Below are 15,549 nucleotides of genomic sequence, written 5' to 3'. Positions count from 1 at the left end.
ATCCCTTGCGAGTAGGTTGCCTAAATGGCTCAAATCTGCCAAAAACAGGGCTCAAATACTGGTGGCTATTAGTGAGCTTAAGTCGAAGATATAACAGGGGGTGCCAACCTCATCTGCCCGCGGGCTGGATCGCCTTTTCGGTATTTTGTTGTGTTTTACGCTAGGCTAACACCGCCAAATACCTACATTACGGCGTTATGCCTCTGGAGAGATTTATGGATAAATACCTAATCACCAAAGAAGAAATTGAGAAATTTGAAGGTATATCTAAAACTCATTTTCTGAACGAAAACGCGAAGCGGATTAATAAATCCCTTGGAGATCTCACCGGTTTAACTGGATTTGGCTTTCATATCATTGAAATTCAGCCCGGTCATGAATCGACAGAGTTCCATAAGCACTATCATGAAGATGAGTGCGTCTATATCCTCGAAGGTGCGGCCGAAGCTCAGGTAGGATCGAAAATATATTCAGTGAAAGCGGGAGATTTTTTAGGTTATCGAGCTGGCGGAGAAGCTCATGCCCTCAGAAATACCGGTGATTCAGTATTAAAGTGCATTGTAGTTGGACAGCGCCTTGATCATGATGTGGGGGATTATCCAAAATTAATGAAACGTATTTATCGTCAGAAAAATATGCCGTGGAATATTGTCGATATTGACAATATTGGCGAGCCCAATGCAGGCAAAAAAGTATAACAAATTGCAGCCGTTCCCAACGTCGGTGCCGGACGCCCGTACCTCGTGTTGCTTGCTGTAACGCTACCACGAGGGCTCCCGTCATTTCGTTTTGTACTTTAGCCCCTTCCTTGGGGGGGAGACATCAGATTTAACCAGCATATAGCGGTTTTACTTTTCATTATTGCGGTCGTTTATAAACCTAGTAAACGAAATTCCTACGATCACTAATGCAAAAAATAAAATATGTAACCACAGTTTTGGACCAACTTGCGTGTTTAAATCAGACAAAGAGGATATTGTCGTGAGTTGACCGGTAGTTATAAATTTTACGACCCACTCATTTGCTGGCGTTGCGATGAGTGTAGTTACCCAGCCTAAAACGATTATTTGTAAAAAACTAACCAAAATAGAATGATTGATATTGTAAATTGAGAGTGAAATAAAAGTATAAAATACTGAAACACCTATATGTACAAGCCAGGATAAAGTCATCGCAATAATTGCACTATAATTACCTATTTCCATATAAGCAGTTGCATGTCTAGACGTTAAGGTAAGCATCCCAAATAAAGGTTGGATTAAAATAAATGCAATACTTGCAAAAATTCCAATAAAAAATGTGGTGATTAAAGTATTAAGGTTCATTTTTAGCTCGATTCAATTGTGTTTAGAAGATTACTAGATAGGCTTTATTTGTTATTTATTTCAAAATTATTTACTTAATGAAAAAAAAGCCTGCAAAACGCTTTTGTTTTATGGGTAAATCGGTTTTAAATGTAGAGCCTTACAAAGCTTTGGTGACTTAGTTGCGGTTTAAAATTAAAACCATACGGATTTGGTGCAAAAGCGCTGCCAAGCAGTTTATTAAAGGTGTTATTAGTATGAATAGGCACTAACTATGGATCCCAAACAGCAAGCATCGAATTATGACAAAATTGCAGAGCATTGGAACAGCGATCGCTTTAATAGAGAAAATGGTATTTCTCAGCACCAAAGAGCGCTTAACTTTGCCCCAAAAGCGGGAAAGGCTATTGATATAGGCTGTGGTAGTAGCGGTCGTATAATCGATTTACTGTTAAAGCATGGATATGATGTTGAGGGGCTAGATCTTTCAGCCGAGATGCTAAGGCTTGCTAAAATAAGACATCCCGACCTAAAATTCCATCATGCAGATATTTGCAACTGGCGTCCGTGTGATAAATACGCATTCATAACCGCATGGGATAGTATCTGGCATGTTCCGTTAGAAAGCCAAACAAAGGTAATTAGTAAGCTTCTTGAACATCTGGAAGTGAATGGTGTGATTATATTTACCAGTGGTGCGGTTGATGAGAAGGGGGATGGAAGCAATCCATTTCTGGGTCAAGAGTTATATCATGCAGCGCTTGGCATACCTGCAATTTTGAAGTTGTTGGAACGTCACAACTGCGTATGTCGACACCTGGAAAATGATGACTTCCCTAACAAACATTTATACGTGGTCGCGCAAAAAGGTGCCTAACAATGGCATAAACTCGCTGGGACCTGGGACCTGGGACAAAATACGCATGCTTTCGGCGCTTCGCTCGGTATTGTAGTTTAGGTATTTTTGCAACTATGTAGAGCGTTATAGCGGATAAGCCTCATCAGATAATTGTTTAGTGAAAAGGTGGCGTTTTCTGGTGTTTATTCCGAATAAACTACTGCTTTTATCCGCATTTTGTCTGCGATTTATTCAACTTGCAATTATGTTCACCCAAACTAGTTTTATTAAAACCAGTTCACAGTAATGTTGATCAATAGTTGCAGTTTTCTGGCGGTTTGGTTTAGTCTTGGGTAATAATTTCACCCATGTTGTGGTGTTATTTGCTTGTGGCGGCAAAGCCACGATAGTGAAGAGTACTAGAGTAGAGCAATAACAAACCTATGTTGCTGGCACCAACGTTTGGTCGGTGGTTTTTTCATTACCAAGTATAGTCAGCAAATTTATGCAGTTTAATCTGGGCTTTATACATCTAGAAGGAACTATTAAATGAATAAGACTTTATTAACCACCCTTATATTCTTTTCAATCTCTGCAACAACTGCGATATCGAAAGAGGTTTTTTCAGTATCATCGAAGGACAGGGGGATTACCGCGTTTGACTACGTTGTAACGGAAGTGGAACAAAGAGAAGGCGTTTCAATTTTAAACATTCCTAAGTTTCAAGAACGCTCGGCTCAAGCATCCCGTTGGTTGATGTGTGTCTATAGTGAACTGGCAATATCTAGAAACGCCGAATATTGGTCCAGTATTTACACGGATAATAGCGGGGATAAAGTCACCGTTGTTTTGCCGCAATCAGGTTCTCTACAAGACAAAGCTTTTACTGGGATCGACTTTTTGGGCACTCAACCCAAAATTACTCCGGTTGCACTGTTTAAAAAGTTTTGTGGTCTTAAGTGATCCGATGAATAATAAGGCGTTAAATTCGTTCCCTAGGGTCACTGGCACACGAACATGCGGCGGCTTCGCCGTTATCGCCGTATATTTGAGTCAGTTAGGGTAAAGTGAGGGATTCGCATGTTAGTTAAGTGCTTTCAGTTTCTTGGACTTTTATTTCCTGTCGTTGTCATCGCTACTGGTGAATACTTTTTACAAGATTTAACGCCAGAGACGCCACTTTACTCAGGTGCCGCTTCTTTTATGGGAGTTGTAGGTACAACTGTATTCGCTTTTATGATCTATGCTGTTACCGTAATTCCAACGTCTTTAATATTGCTTACAAAAAAGAACAGAGAATATTTTAGATTTCAATCTATCGGCTGGCAGGCGATTATGTATTTTAATTGGGCGATAATCGTTTTTTGTGGCCTCTATGTTGTTATATCTGCATCGTTTGGGTTTTTTAATACAGGTTTATAGGTTTTGTCTGCCTGTCTTTAACAATAATCTAGGTAAAAAGAAACAATAGCCCGTAAGTAACAGGTCACAAACCAAGTATGCAAGACAATGATCTTCCCCAGTTTTAGTGTATATCTCCTCATCAGTCTATGCTCGTGGGTCAACAACTGTTAGATTGTTGCCTTTATAGACTTAATACGTAATTGAATGAGTTAACTCGTAGAGGTATCGAAATGAAAAAACTAATATCATTAAGTATCATCCTATTTTCGGCATCATTTTTTGCAACTGCTTCTGATGGTTTAGTTAAATATGAAAGTCATTACTCGGTAAAAGAAACGGCTGACCGCTTTGAAAATATAGCAAAAAGCAAAGGGGTAACCTTGTTTGCAAGGGTTGACCATCAAAAAAATGCAAACGGCGTGGATCTCGAATTACGACCAACAGAAGTTATCATTTTTGGTAATCCTAAAGTTGGAACGCCCTTAATGCATTGTGCGCAAGATGTCGCTATTGATTTACCTCAGAAGGTAATGGTGAGTGAGGACGCAAATAATAAAGTTTGGTTATCGTACAATAACCCAAGTTATTTGATGGAGCGCCACAAAATAAAAGGCTGTGATGAAGTCATTAGTAAAATCTCAGGCGTGTTAAGTAAATTGTCAAAGGCAGCGATAGCCAAGTAAAAATTATTAAAGTTTTAAAGGGGGCAGAGTAAATTCCTGAATTTGACACTGACCCCTTTTATGTTTCTATTTATTGTATTTCATCCTAACAGACCTAAACTGCAGACTGGTTTAGCCGCGCTCGCGGTATTGCCTGGGGTCTGTGCTGGTTGTTAAGGGCAGCGGATGGGCATTCCAGATTACTGCTAAGATGGATTTTTGCGACATTTCTGCTATACCATTTCTATCAAATCAGTTCACCCTAACCTTGAACAATACTTGCAGTTTTCTGGCAGCTTAGTTTAGTCTAAGGCAGTAATTTTATCGTATATTTACGCCAACAGTGTGTGTGGCAGCAAGACCACGATAGTGAAGCGGAGTAGGGCAATAACAAACCTATATCGCGGATGTATACTCGTTGATTGAGGTTTATTCTTCGCCAGGTTTAGCCTGCAAGTTTTTGCTGTTTATTTGAAACTTTATATAACTCAAAGAGGATTTTAATGGAACTAAGGATTGCTTCAGAAAAAATGATTAATGGGATTTCTACCAGAACCAATAATGCAGTTGAAATGAGCCCTAATGGGAAAATTCCCGCTTTATGGAGTTCATTTGATGCAACTATTCCTGTTGATTATAAAAATGGCGAGCGAGTATATGGGGTTTATTACAACTACGAGTCAGACCATAACGGAATGTTTACTGTCCTAGCTGGTTTTGATGGTCAGTCAATTCCGTCTAACCCTGACATTGAACAAATCATTATTCCAAAAGCAAAATATTTGGTGTTTAGTCACAAAGGAGAAATGCCTCAAATCGCAATAGATGCTTGGACAGAAGTTTGGGAATACTTTTCCAATGGACATGCTGAGCATCAAAGGTTATTCACGACGGACTTCGAATTCTACCCAAATGGTAATGAAATTGAAGTTCATATTGCGGTGAAATAATGACTTAACAAGGGGGAAGGACTTTTATTCCAGAGCCCTTCGCCTCTGTCTGATTTGCCGCGACTCAGTCTAGCGCCCTAGTGCGTTAAAATTCACTTAAGTACGCCGATTAGGCTTGGCTGTTGATGGCTCCCAATCGCGCACGGTATGTTTGAGTCTGTTGTAATTTCTTGTGGTATTCCTGTAAGGTCAGATCCTCGAACCGCTCTATTGGCAACCCTTCCTGTAACCGGTAGTAAGTATCTTGTGCTAGGTAAACGGCCCAGACGTCGTCGGCCAGAGTACGTAAAGCTTTAGTGGCTTGCTGCTTGTCTGAGTCTGTGATTTTCACTTTGGCGGCGGCTGGTATCGGGCTTTCTTGCTTTTGGACGCAGGCGCTCAGAAGCAATACTAATATGGCAGAACCATGCAACAGATGGTGTTGTATGTTCATGGGGGGAACTCCATTTACATAATTGGGGTTATTTGAAGAGGTCTGCCAGTTTTCGCACTGTCAGCCCTCATTGTTAATTACCGCTTGAGAGGGGTAATGCTTCCTTAAAAACTATAACTGCAAAAGGCTAATGAGCAAGTATATGAAGAATTAATGTTATTTTCTCCGCTCTGTGAGCGCTGAATTTTTAACTAGATCAATTTGATTAAATAACCAGGTGTCTAAGTTTTGTATGGCGTGTCAGTTGTCAACTTTAGGGGGAGATAGATCAATGGGCACTCACTTGGAAGGTTCCCATTAATTGCTGTAGGCGGCTAGCGGTGGTATTCACCTGTTCTGAACTCATGCTCAGTTGTTGAATAGAGGTCGCCATGGCTTCTGTCACTTCTGTGACTTGTTGCGCAGTTTCACCGTTTCGTGCACTGTTTTGCTCTATTACACCAATGGTCTCAAACATTTTTTCTACAATGGCATGTAACTCAATATTTTCGCCTGAAGCCGCTTCTGTTAATTTTAAACTTTGGTCCACATTTTTAACCCCGGATTCCATAAAGTTAACGGCATGCAAGGTTTCTTGTTGCAAGCCTTGGATCATAGATTGTATATTTTTAGCTGCTTCAGCTGTTCTTCCCGCTAAGCCACGCACCTCATCGGCTACCACGGAAAATCCTCGGCCATGGTCACCAGCTCGAGCGGCTTCAATGGCCGCGTTTAAGGCAAGTAAATTGGTTTGATTGGTGATATCGGTGATCACCTCAATAATGTTACCAATTTCCCCCATCCGCGAGTCAATAGATTGGACACTGGCAGCTGTGTTCTCAACGATATCGCGTATCGCTTGTGTACCGGCTCTGGCGTCTTCGTAGTCAGACTTGGCTTTTTCAACTACGCTTGCCATAGATTGTTTCATATCTTGTGCGGTATGGGAGGCTTGCAAAATAACGTCGCGCTGTGTCTCAATTAATTCTTGCATGCGTAACATAGAGTCGTGCACTTGGTTTGAGCTGGAATACGCTTCTGCATTCTTATCCAGCATATCATCATTGGTTTTGCGAACATCGTGTGAAGCATGGATCACTTGTCCTACGACGGAGTCTAAATTATCGATAAAGCTGTTGATCCAACGGCTCATATCACCTGTTTCATCCTGCTTAATTCCGGCTTGATCCAGCCTCTGGGTTAAGTTACCTTCTCCTTCAGCTATGGTGCGGATCACCGACGTCATTTCGTTCAAGCGGTTTGATAGTTTATTGGTGGAAAATATGGCAAATAAACCACCGCTGAGTAACACGCCAGCGCCGGTGATCAAACTACTGGTCATCGACGACAAGTCGGTATATTGCTGCAAACCAATATTCAAACCAACCACTGATGCGGTCAATGCGAAGTAGGTTTTCAGTAATGAAAAACTAATAGACCGACGTCGGTAAACTTCTTCTAGGTCGCCTTCACACATCATGCCCCATGTATCTAACGAACCATGTAGGTTAAAGGTAACGCCTTTACCAATGACGGGGATATGCCGGTAATCCGAATAAGCAGGGTAGGTAACAAATAAATTTTGGCCATTTTTAATGGTTTCACGCACCCCCGGATGCAATTCGCCTGTTGCCGGATCGGTAAACCGCACTTCCAACTCAGTGTGCTTAGCAACCTTAACAACACCGAAGTCGGTATGAACCCCCGCTTTTAGGTTTTCACCATGGCTAAAGGTACTGTCTTCGAAACGTGATCGTGATAATGCGATACCTGGTTTTATGTCAGGGTTAAATCTAGATTCCACCATAAATAAATAGTTGTCTCCAGATTCACGATAAACATGGCCAGCCTCGCGTTGGATTAAATCGCCCAATACATCATTCGGCACCCGTCCGCACAAAAGGGCAATGATTGTATCTTTATCGATAATGGGCTGATAAAACATCAGGGTTACTTCATCGTGGAAATTTGAGCTTGAGCGTCCAATTTTTAAAGTATCAGGATCGATATACGGGCCATGTAAAAACGGCCCTTGAATAGCTTGTTTAATTGCTTTTAGCTCACCATGACGGCGATTAACCCGCTGTTCATAGGTAGAGGTTAAAATTTTGCCTTGGGTATCAACAATAAATAGTTCAGAAAAGTCCTGCGCACTTTTTAAACCGTCTTGGAGTCTGATTTTACATGCAGCTAGATCATCAATATTGATAATATTGGCGATTGAAGCTAAATGTTGCCATTGATTATTTGTCCAGTTTTGTAGCAGCTTTACGCGGGTAGCAGCAATCCCTTCAAAGGTCTGTTCAACGGCGGGGTAGGTAGAGCGATTGACAAAACATGACCAACCTAGTGATAACTTGCCATTGATACCAAACCAAGGTAACCAACGACGCTCTTTAGCAGACAACTGCATTGAATTACTTTTTAAATGCACAGCAACTCCCCAAAAACATGCAAATACACACAGCAAACATGTTTTACAGCAACATCAGTGCCTAAATGACAAAATTTATAAAGTTAATAAAAGTTGTCTCACTGTGAAGAATATATCCATGGATTTCGCAAATAAAATTAGAGAATTACTAGGTAAATACTGAGTTTTAATGCCAATTTGAGGGAAGTGCAAAACCGAATGAATAAAATAATTTAAGGGGGGTTTTAGGTACTTTATAATAACGCGCACTATAATGAAGCAAGTGCTGGGTCACTCAGTTTATGCTGCTCATTATTGGTGCGTATTGCTATTTGAGGTGTTAACAATCTGTTCAACCCTTCTTCTTCTATGGAATCTCTGTCACTCACATTTAACAACAGGGTTAGTACAACAAATACTACTGAATTGTAGGGAATTTTTTGGTGTAAAAAATTTTGCAAAATAGCGGTTTCAAAGGCAAAGTTGTAATCAGGTCTAATTTCGACCAAAACCAAGTGGTAGGTAGTCAAACTCGACTTTTTTAGGGCCCGTTAGGGATAGAGTTATTTTTCTAGTGAGTTGAATCAACAAGAAGGAAAACGTGATGTCTTATGTAGATTGTTTTGTTGCTGCAGTACCAAGTGAAAACAAAAATAAATATTTAGAACATGCAAAGTTAGCCGCAGAAGTGTTTAAGGAATGTGGAGCCTTAGAGATCGTTGAAAACTGGGGTAACGAAGTACCAGATGGTGAATTAACGTCTCTACCTCTGGCGGTAAAAGCCGAACAAAATGAAACTGTCGTATTTTCCTGGGTGGTGTGGCCATCAAAACAAATTCGTGACGAAGGCTGGGCAACTGTGATGGATGATCCGCGAATGTCGCCTGAAATTAACCCCATGCCCTTTGATGGCAAGCGCCTTATTTACGGCGGCTTCAACACGCTATTGAAAGCTTAGGCGGGGCAAATATCATTCTGAACAAACTCGATATTATTGAGCTTGGTTCAGACCCATCAATTGCCTTGGGTAGTGCTTTTATTATCCACTTGCTGTTTAATATGTTGGTAATGGATTTTAGTTTACAAATTAGGTTTTAGATTTAAAGGAGTAAAGAGTGAAGTATGTATTATTCGTTTTGCTCTTTGTTAGCTACAGTGCATTTTCAAAGGATGAACTTAAACAGGTCTATCTATCGTTTGAATCTGACTATATGAGTAACAACGGAGAAGACTATTCTAAATGGCTAACTGATCAATATGAAATTGTTCAAACTATGCATATTCCGAATTTAGGCAGTGATAGTCGACGGGTGACGGGCAAACAAATGCTCGAGTCAATGAAAAAAATGAACAAACCCAACGCAACACCTAGTTCGACATTGGAAAACACCAGAGTTCACCTTAAAGATGATAGCCGCTTTTGCGCAACATCTACTACGGTTACTCACGCAAATATTTCAGGTACGGCTTATGAAGAAAAAGAAACAAGAAAAGTGTGTTTTATTAAAATTATGAGTGAATTTAAAGCCAGTGAACACAAAATTGATGTGTATTACAAAGCGTTATGAATCCCATAAATACCCTTAGCCTGACTTCAATGGCGATTCTAAATCGAATGGATAAAACGCAAATTGTTAGGTAATGACAGGGTTAGATTGTCGTTATCTTTAGATGTTTCAAGGAAGTTTCATGAAAATTATTCAAGCTAAAATCGAAAATCTTCACGCTGTTGCCGAGCTTTTTGACTTGTATCGGCAATTTTATGGTCAAGCTGCTGATATTGATGCTGCTAAGGAGTTTATAAGGGAACGACTGACGCTAAATGACGCTACCATTTTACTAGCATTGACAGCTAAAAATTTGCCAGTCGGCTTTACTCAACTATACCCCGCCTTTTCATCTGTCGCCATGAAACCTATGCTTTATTTAAACGATTTATTTGTCGTTTCTACAAACCGTAAATCGGGTGTTGGAGCAGCCTTGCTCAATGCAGCGTATGACTTTGCGCTGAATACAGGAGCGGGTAGTTTAAAGCTCGCCACTGCAGTTGATAACTTTGCTGCAAAGTCTTTATATGAGAGTAATGCTTACCTGAAAGTCACTGCCTTTGACCACTACGTTAGGAAAGTTGATAGTTAACAGTTGGTTACCGCAAAGTGAAACAGGTTGTTTTGTACTTAAGATCGCGCCTTTGAATAGTTTGTTGTTAAATTCCAATGCCGTGTAATAGGTATCGACTTAGGATTAGTTGTAGCGCCTATCTGGTACATTACTACTCTCTCAAATTGCTCGTAATTTAATCAATAGGTTGCTAGAGTTTAACTATCATTCGCGAAATAGGGATATATAGTATGAGATTTTTCTGCTGGAAAAAATTATGTTTACTTTTAATGTCACTGAGCCTTTTTAGTTGTGACAATATACCGATAGAGAAATATAACAAAGTCTTAGACTTATCTGGAGATGAGTATCAATGGATTGTTTGGGAATATCGTAAAGACACGCTTGCTCAAGTGTCTTTTGATCATTATAGCCGCGGCCCAATGCATATTTATACGGTTAATAAAGAAAACTTTAAGAAATTGGAAGCGGGTGAGGCGTTTAGTTACGCAAGTTCAATGTCTCTAGAATCTGTCTCTTCAAAGTTTGTTTCCGGTTGGCATAGTTTTAATGATTATGAGGGCCCTTTATTTGTCGTGGCTAAACCAGCCAATCGATATAAGGGCTCTGGGGGAAGATTAAAATTTGAAATTAAACTGTAATTTAACATCCATAATAGATTCTCTGGTAAGGGATCCTGGAAACTGTTTTCGATGTTAGAATGCAATTTTAAAGGGCTTAATCGCTTTTAAACAGGCAAAAACCGCACGTGGTTCAGTGGCAGAGCCGAAATAGTTGTGCACTATTATACTGCGACATCTCTGCATAATGTGTTGGCCATTGGACTCAAAATCACCGTTGTTAAGTAAATGAAAAGTTGGAAACTCGTACCTAAAAACGACCTTGTACTCAAATATGTTGAGTGTTATTGGTTTTTAGAAAAAGAAGCACATGACAGCAGTCATACAAATCCAAAGTTAAACCCAGATCCATCTGCCCATTTGATACTTGCAGACAATCATCACATACATGAATATAACCAGGAAGTTACCTCTCATCTGGTTCAAGGTGATCACTGGATTTTTCCGCATCTTAAAACCTTTACCATGGATCATTCGTCGCATTTTAAAATTCTAGGGATAAAATTTAGGGTCGGAGCTCTTTATTCTTTAAATTTATCTGATTTCAGCGCAAGTTTAGATAACGTTGTTGAAGCAAATATTAGGCAGTTACTAGGAGAGGAGCAGTCAGGTGTTGAAGTCCTAAGCATTGATGCCGCATACCAATCCAATGAGGTGAGAAATATCCTTGATGAGGTTCTAGAGACTTGGTTCTCAACAACTCACGAAGATAAACATAGCACCCTGGTTCGTCAAATTTTACCACTACTCAATCATACGCCCATAGCCGATATTGGAAACATCCTGCATCGTTCACAACGCACTCTTGAACGCAGTTTTTTAAAAGTGACCCAGTTAACAATGAAACAGTGTCAGTCAATGATTCGCCTGGAGTCTATACTTGATTATTTGTATCAACGTAGGGATAACGACATTAATTGGGCTGACGTTGCCAGTAAGTGGAATTTTAGCGATCAACCTCATTTCATTCGTTTTCTCAAGGGAGCCATTGATAGTACTCCTGCTGAATATGATAAAAGTCGCGATTTAACTATTGATATCTATGGGAATTTCGAGTTTAACTAGACATTGTCGCTTTTGTTCAATCTTCAATATTTGAAAGTCATTAGAGTGTGCTCTTTCAATAATCGAAGATAGGAACAACGATGAAAGTAAAAATTCGACAATATATGGCTTCAGATTTAACTCCTGTGCTCGACATTTGGGAGGTGGCCACAAAATTAGCCCATTCCTTTATGACAGAAGAGTTCATCGCCAATGAGCGGCAAAATATTGCTGAGATTTATATGCCTAACACAAATACTTGGGTGGCAGAAATAGATCATAAAGTACAAGGTTTTATCGCCCTCATGAATAATGAAGTTGGTGCACTATTTGTTCAACCAACCTTTCACGGTAAAGGCATTGGAAAAGCGTTGATGGATAAAGCCCAAGAGATGCATAATGAACTGGAAGTTGAGGTCTTTAAAAAAAACGTAATTGGCCGAAAATTCTATTCGCAATATGGCTTTGTGCACTTAGAAGAGAAGTGGCATAGGCCTACTAAGCAGGCCGTTTTGCGACTAAAATTTAATACTAACAACCTGATTTAACCAAACAATAAGTGGCTGAGATTGGTAGCGTGGAAATGTTTAACTCCTATATTTCCACCATTTTAATAAATGATAAGTTACCATTTAAGCTCAGCAGATAAGGGAGAACTTATGACTCAATACTTTGGTTCGTGCTTGTGTGGTACCGTAAAATTTGAAGTGCAGGGTGAGTTCGAGAGTTTTTACCTGTGTCACTGTCAGTATTGCCAGAAAGACACTGGCTCAGCCCATGGTGCGAATCTTTTTTCTAAGTCTGCTAAGTTGAATTGGCTTTCTGGAGCTAATTCAGTAAATGAATTTATGCTTGCAAACACGGTTCATAACAAATGTTTTTGTAAAGTGTGTGGTTCAGCGTTGCCTAGCACACAAGTCGTGGGTTTGCTCGCCGTTCCTGCGGGCTGTCTAGACAGCAAAATTTCGATGCTCCCCAATGCACATATTTTTTGCGCGAGCAAAGCCCCTTGGGATAATGAATTGGATGATTTACCAAAATACGAAGGGCTGCCAAAGTGAATTTATATTTAATACCTGTTACATTTTCCCTAAGCAAATAAGTATTAAAAAATGTCTCTAGGACAAGCATAAAAACGCACTTAAATCTAACAAGAAGGTCGAGGTTAGTGGCGATTTTTTCTTGCTGTAGATGGAAAGTAGTTTAATACCTTTTCTTGCAAGGTGATAATAATCAGGAGAAATAGTGTCAGTTTTCGTTAAAAAAAATATACCAATCTTATTTTTTGCTGTTATCTGCTTTTTCTGGGGATTTTTCTATCAAACTTCTAATGCCTTAAACGAATATGGCACGCAAAAACCTGAATGGCTATTGCTCATTGATGGCTTAGTTGTATTACCCATTTTATGTTTTTTATGTGTTAAAGATAAAAAACAAGCCACCCTTAAAGCCGTGGTTTATGGGTGTTTGATTGTATTGCTAGGGAGTTATGTGATCCCAGAAAGTGCAAAGGTTGTCTGGCCTTATCTTGAATCATTACGATACCTCGCAATTGCCGCTTTTATATTGCTAGAGATTTCTACTCTTTGTACTGTTATTTTTGCTATTAAAGGGGCGCTGAGCAAAGATCGTGATCCCGACATGGCAATATCTCAACCCATTGAAAGGATTTTGGGGAAGGGGGCTGTGAGCTTGATACTTTCCTTCGAAGCTCGAGTGTGGACATACGCACTATTTTCAAAACAAATTAAACGTCAAAACTTTATGGGGGAGCATCATTTTAGCTACCATATGAAAGACGGTACGCAAAGCAATCAATTAGGCTTTATTTTGATAATGCTATTTGAATTACCCATTATGCATATGTTACTGCATTTTGTATGGTCGCCTTTTGCGGCCAATATCATATCCGGTTTAACTTTAATTGGCTTGGTCTTTTTTATTGCAGAGTATAGAGCAATGGCAATTCGACCCATTTCCATTACATCAAAGGGTCTGATTATTCGCTACGGGGTAGGTAACCCATTAGTCATTCCCTTTATTGAGATGGAGAATATCCAACTAAATGCTGAGGTGATACGCAGGTCGAATCTGGTGAAACGGTATAATTTAGCGGGGGCTCCTAATGTTGGGATCAAACTTAGTTCAGGTAAAACTATTTATTTAGGTTTAGATTCACCTAAGGATTTTATTTCAAGCCTAGAAAAGTGTCGAACAGCAAACCTGTAAGGCAAAGCAAGTCTCGTCATCATCTTTTTTCAAATTTAGACTATAATAGCTACCCACAATGTACGATTTTTTAACGTTATTAGTTTCCTATCAGCGTTGCTAACTAGTTGCTTTCGTTTGTCTAAAATCATGGTCGATAGTGTTATTCGAGTATCAGGAGATAGATATGAAACGACGGGAGTTTTTGAATAGTTTAGGTTTAGGGGTTGGAATGAGTGTGTTGGCACCTGGTGCCGCACTGGCCCATTCTTCACATACTGATCAGGGTATTTCTCCTGTTAAAGCTGGAGATTGGAAAGCCCTTCGAAATTTGTTCCCATTGACCCGCGACTATATACAATTATCTACCTTTCTATTGGCATCCCATCCAAAACCGGTCGCAGACGCCATAGAAAAACATCGGCGAGCTTTTGATGAAAATCCGTCTGATTACTGGCACCAAAACTTTTTAACTATCGATAGTGAAATCGCAAACAGTGCGGCTCAGTACATGGGGGGTAAAGGACAGAATATTGCCTTAACCGACAGTACAACTATGGGACTGGGAATGGTTTACAGTGGCTTAAAATTACAAGCTGGTGAAGAAATTTTGCAAACGGTTCACGATCACTATTCTACGGATATGTCATTGGCCTATCGGGCGAAACGAAGTGGAGTAAAGGTGCAGCGCATAGCCCTTTATGACGATCCTGCAAAAGTGAGTGTTGAGCAGGTGTTGGCACGACTAAAAGCCGGAATAAACCCTAATACCCGCGTATTTGCAGCTACATGGGTACATTCTTCTACTGGAGTGAAATTACCAATACGAGCAATGGCTGACACTATTGAAGGTATTAATAAAACACGTAAGTCGGCTCAACAAATCTTATTCTGTGTAGACGGGGTACATGGCTTTGGTATTGAAAACCAAGATGTTGCTGAACTTGGTTGTGACTTTTTTATTGCCGGCACCCATAAATGGATTTTTGGTCCTAGAGGTACTGGGGTTGTCTGGGGAAATGATAAGGCCTGGGAGCAAAGCGAAGTTGTTATTCCTAGTTTTAGTGGTTCCTACGAAGTTTGGATGGGGTTGATGGAACAAAAAAAGGTGCCCATAGGAGAACACATGTCACCAGGAGGCTTTCACTCATTTGAACATCGTTGGGCCTTACCTGAAGCCTTTAAATTGCATCTTCAATTAGGCAAAGAAAACGTACAAAAGCGCATCCATCAACTAAATCAGCAAACCAAAAGGGGCTTAGCAAACATGTCCCACGTTACCTTATATACACCTGAAAGTTCTGAACTTTCATCAGGGTTAGTGTGTTTTGATGTGCACGGAATAGAGCCTGATACCGTTGTGGATAGAATGCACAAAAAAGGCATTATTATGAGTAGTACGCCTTACCGAAAAATCTATGCTCGATTTGCCCCTTCTTTACTCAATAATGAACAGGAAATAGAAACCGCTTTAGCGGAAATTAGTAACATGGGCTGAATCGCACCTTCTGATACAGTGGTGTTGGTGATCTAAAGTTGTGTTGCGCTACCATAGGCTTTACACCTAGTCTTA

General features: G+C 40.0%; 19 protein-coding genes. 15 read left to right on the top strand and 4 right to left on the bottom strand.

The features are described 5' to 3' along the window. Nucleotides 1-215: 215 nt before the first annotated feature. Nucleotides 216-698 carry a cupin domain-containing protein gene (locus Q4574_RS05215; protein WP_303472276.1) on the top strand — a complete coding sequence of 161 codons (483 nt, stop codon included), beginning with the start codon at nt 216-218 and terminating at the stop codon, nt 696-698. A 150-nt stretch (nt 699-848) separates the two neighbouring features. Here Q4574_RS05215 and Q4574_RS05210 read toward each other — a convergent pair whose 3' ends face one another. Then, nucleotides 849-1,325 (bottom strand): hypothetical protein, encoded by a 477-nt coding sequence (locus Q4574_RS05210; RefSeq protein ID WP_303472274.1) that lies wholly within the window; start codon nt 1,323-1,325, stop codon nt 849-851. Between the two features lie 253 nt (nt 1,326-1,578). On the opposite strand from Q4574_RS05210, the gene Q4574_RS05205 reads away from it, so the two are divergent. The 5 genes from Q4574_RS05205 to Q4574_RS05185 all read left to right on the top strand — a co-directional run bounded on the left by Q4574_RS05205 (nt 1,579) and on the right by Q4574_RS05185 (nt 5,158). Continuing rightward, nucleotides 1,579-2,181: a trans-aconitate 2-methyltransferase gene (locus Q4574_RS05205; protein ID WP_303472272.1), complete on the top strand. Its 603-nt coding sequence runs from the start codon at nt 1,579-1,581 to the stop codon at nt 2,179-2,181. 510 nt (nt 2,182-2,691) lie between these two features. Further along, nucleotides 2,692-3,105: a hypothetical protein gene (locus Q4574_RS05200; RefSeq protein ID WP_303472270.1), complete on the top strand. Its 414-nt coding sequence runs from the start codon at nt 2,692-2,694 to the stop codon at nt 3,103-3,105. 117 nt (nt 3,106-3,222) lie between these two features. Next, nucleotides 3,223-3,564 (top strand): hypothetical protein, encoded by a 342-nt coding sequence (locus tag Q4574_RS05195; protein WP_303472268.1) that lies wholly within the window; start codon nt 3,223-3,225, stop codon nt 3,562-3,564. A 212-nt stretch (nt 3,565-3,776) separates the two neighbouring features. Further along, nucleotides 3,777-4,229: a DUF302 domain-containing protein gene (locus Q4574_RS05190; RefSeq protein WP_303472266.1), complete on the top strand. Its 453-nt coding sequence runs from the start codon at nt 3,777-3,779 to the stop codon at nt 4,227-4,229. 482 nt (nt 4,230-4,711) lie between these two features. Next, nucleotides 4,712-5,158: a GyrI-like domain-containing protein gene (locus Q4574_RS05185; RefSeq protein WP_303472264.1), complete on the top strand. Its 447-nt coding sequence runs from the start codon at nt 4,712-4,714 to the stop codon at nt 5,156-5,158. Between the two features lie 109 nt (nt 5,159-5,267). Here the strand turns inward: Q4574_RS05185 and Q4574_RS05180 are convergent, their stop codons facing one another. The 3 genes from Q4574_RS05180 to Q4574_RS05170 all read right to left on the bottom strand — a co-directional run bounded on the left by Q4574_RS05180 (nt 5,268) and on the right by Q4574_RS05170 (nt 8,513). After that, on the bottom strand, nt 5,268-5,591 hold the full coding sequence (locus Q4574_RS05180; RefSeq protein ID WP_303472263.1) for a hypothetical protein: 324 nt from the start codon (nt 5,589-5,591) through the stop codon (nt 5,268-5,270). A 268-nt stretch (nt 5,592-5,859) separates the two neighbouring features. Further along, complete coding sequence (locus tag Q4574_RS05175; protein WP_303472262.1) at nt 5,860-8,004, bottom strand: methyl-accepting chemotaxis protein; 2,145 nt, start codon at nt 8,002-8,004, stop codon at nt 5,860-5,862. A 248-nt stretch (nt 8,005-8,252) separates the two neighbouring features. Next, nucleotides 8,253-8,513: a hypothetical protein gene (locus Q4574_RS05170; protein WP_303472261.1), complete on the bottom strand. Its 261-nt coding sequence runs from the start codon at nt 8,511-8,513 to the stop codon at nt 8,253-8,255. A 74-nt stretch (nt 8,514-8,587) separates the two neighbouring features. On the opposite strand from Q4574_RS05170, the gene Q4574_RS05165 reads away from it, so the two are divergent. From Q4574_RS05165 to Q4574_RS05125, 9 genes are all read left to right on the top strand, one after another. Next, on the top strand, nt 8,588-8,941 hold the full coding sequence (locus tag Q4574_RS05165; protein ID WP_303472259.1) for a DUF1428 domain-containing protein: 354 nt from the start codon (nt 8,588-8,590) through the stop codon (nt 8,939-8,941). Between the two features lie 157 nt (nt 8,942-9,098). Next, on the top strand, nt 9,099-9,551 hold the full coding sequence (locus Q4574_RS05160) for a hypothetical protein (RefSeq protein WP_303472257.1): 453 nt from the start codon (nt 9,099-9,101) through the stop codon (nt 9,549-9,551). Between the two features lie 121 nt (nt 9,552-9,672). Continuing rightward, a complete protein-coding gene (locus tag Q4574_RS05155; protein WP_303472255.1) occupies nt 9,673-10,122 on the top strand; it encodes a GNAT family N-acetyltransferase in 450 nt (149 codons plus the stop codon). A 212-nt stretch (nt 10,123-10,334) separates the two neighbouring features. Continuing rightward, a complete protein-coding gene (locus Q4574_RS05150) occupies nt 10,335-10,745 on the top strand; it encodes a hypothetical protein (RefSeq protein ID WP_303472253.1) in 411 nt (136 codons plus the stop codon). Between the two features lie 207 nt (nt 10,746-10,952). Next, nucleotides 10,953-11,789 carry an AraC family transcriptional regulator gene (locus Q4574_RS05145; protein WP_303472251.1) on the top strand — a complete coding sequence of 279 codons (837 nt, stop codon included), beginning with the start codon at nt 10,953-10,955 and terminating at the stop codon, nt 11,787-11,789. 80 nt (nt 11,790-11,869) lie between these two features. Then, nucleotides 11,870-12,316 (top strand): GNAT family N-acetyltransferase, encoded by a 447-nt coding sequence (locus Q4574_RS05140; protein ID WP_303472249.1) that lies wholly within the window; start codon nt 11,870-11,872, stop codon nt 12,314-12,316. Nucleotides 12,317-12,427: 111 nt separating this feature from the next. Next, a complete protein-coding gene (locus Q4574_RS05135; RefSeq protein ID WP_303472247.1) occupies nt 12,428-12,829 on the top strand; it encodes a GFA family protein in 402 nt (133 codons plus the stop codon). Between the two features lie 184 nt (nt 12,830-13,013). After that, the gene (locus tag Q4574_RS05130; RefSeq protein ID WP_303472246.1) at nt 13,014-13,997 is read left to right on the top strand and encodes a hypothetical protein; all 984 of its coding nucleotides are present in this window, start codon (nt 13,014-13,016) and stop codon (nt 13,995-13,997) included. A 166-nt stretch (nt 13,998-14,163) separates the two neighbouring features. Then, nucleotides 14,164-15,474: an aminotransferase class V-fold PLP-dependent enzyme gene (locus tag Q4574_RS05125; protein WP_303472245.1), complete on the top strand. Its 1,311-nt coding sequence runs from the start codon at nt 14,164-14,166 to the stop codon at nt 15,472-15,474. Nucleotides 15,475-15,549 lie beyond the last annotated feature (75 nt).

It is taken from the genome of Aliiglaciecola sp. 3_MG-2023 (genome assembly GCF_030548205.1).
Taxonomy (GTDB): domain Bacteria; phylum Pseudomonadota; class Gammaproteobacteria; order Enterobacterales; family Alteromonadaceae; genus Aliiglaciecola.
This window is presented reverse-complemented; position numbering and strand designations above follow the sequence as displayed.

What these genes read in the sequence shown, in the direction of transcription:
- Q4574_RS05215 (WP_303472276.1), top strand. Translation starts at nt 216, where the DNA reads ATGGATAAATACCTAATCACCAAAGAAGAAATTGAGAAATTTGAAGGT.
- Q4574_RS05210 (WP_303472274.1), bottom strand. Translation starts at nt 1,325, where the DNA reads ATGAACCTTAATACTTTAATCACCACATTTTTTATTGGAATTTTTGCA.
- Q4574_RS05205 (WP_303472272.1), top strand. Translation starts at nt 1,579, where the DNA reads ATGGATCCCAAACAGCAAGCATCGAATTATGACAAAATTGCAGAGCAT.
- Q4574_RS05200 (WP_303472270.1), top strand. Translation starts at nt 2,692, where the DNA reads ATGAATAAGACTTTATTAACCACCCTTATATTCTTTTCAATCTCTGCA.
- Q4574_RS05195 (WP_303472268.1), top strand. Translation starts at nt 3,223, where the DNA reads ATGTTAGTTAAGTGCTTTCAGTTTCTTGGACTTTTATTTCCTGTCGTT.
- Q4574_RS05190 (WP_303472266.1), top strand. Translation starts at nt 3,777, where the DNA reads ATGAAAAAACTAATATCATTAAGTATCATCCTATTTTCGGCATCATTT.
- Q4574_RS05185 (WP_303472264.1), top strand. Translation starts at nt 4,712, where the DNA reads ATGGAACTAAGGATTGCTTCAGAAAAAATGATTAATGGGATTTCTACC.
- Q4574_RS05180 (WP_303472263.1), bottom strand. Translation starts at nt 5,591, where the DNA reads ATGAACATACAACACCATCTGTTGCATGGTTCTGCCATATTAGTATTG.
- Q4574_RS05165 (WP_303472259.1), top strand. Translation starts at nt 8,588, where the DNA reads ATGTCTTATGTAGATTGTTTTGTTGCTGCAGTACCAAGTGAAAACAAA.
- Q4574_RS05155 (WP_303472255.1), top strand. Translation starts at nt 9,673, where the DNA reads ATGAAAATTATTCAAGCTAAAATCGAAAATCTTCACGCTGTTGCCGAG.
- Q4574_RS05150 (WP_303472253.1), top strand. Translation starts at nt 10,335, where the DNA reads ATGAGATTTTTCTGCTGGAAAAAATTATGTTTACTTTTAATGTCACTG.
- Q4574_RS05145 (WP_303472251.1), top strand. Translation starts at nt 10,953, where the DNA reads ATGAAAAGTTGGAAACTCGTACCTAAAAACGACCTTGTACTCAAATAT.
- Q4574_RS05140 (WP_303472249.1), top strand. Translation starts at nt 11,870, where the DNA reads ATGAAAGTAAAAATTCGACAATATATGGCTTCAGATTTAACTCCTGTG.
- Q4574_RS05135 (WP_303472247.1), top strand. Translation starts at nt 12,428, where the DNA reads ATGACTCAATACTTTGGTTCGTGCTTGTGTGGTACCGTAAAATTTGAA.
- Q4574_RS05125 (WP_303472245.1), top strand. Translation starts at nt 14,164, where the DNA reads ATGAAACGACGGGAGTTTTTGAATAGTTTAGGTTTAGGGGTTGGAATG.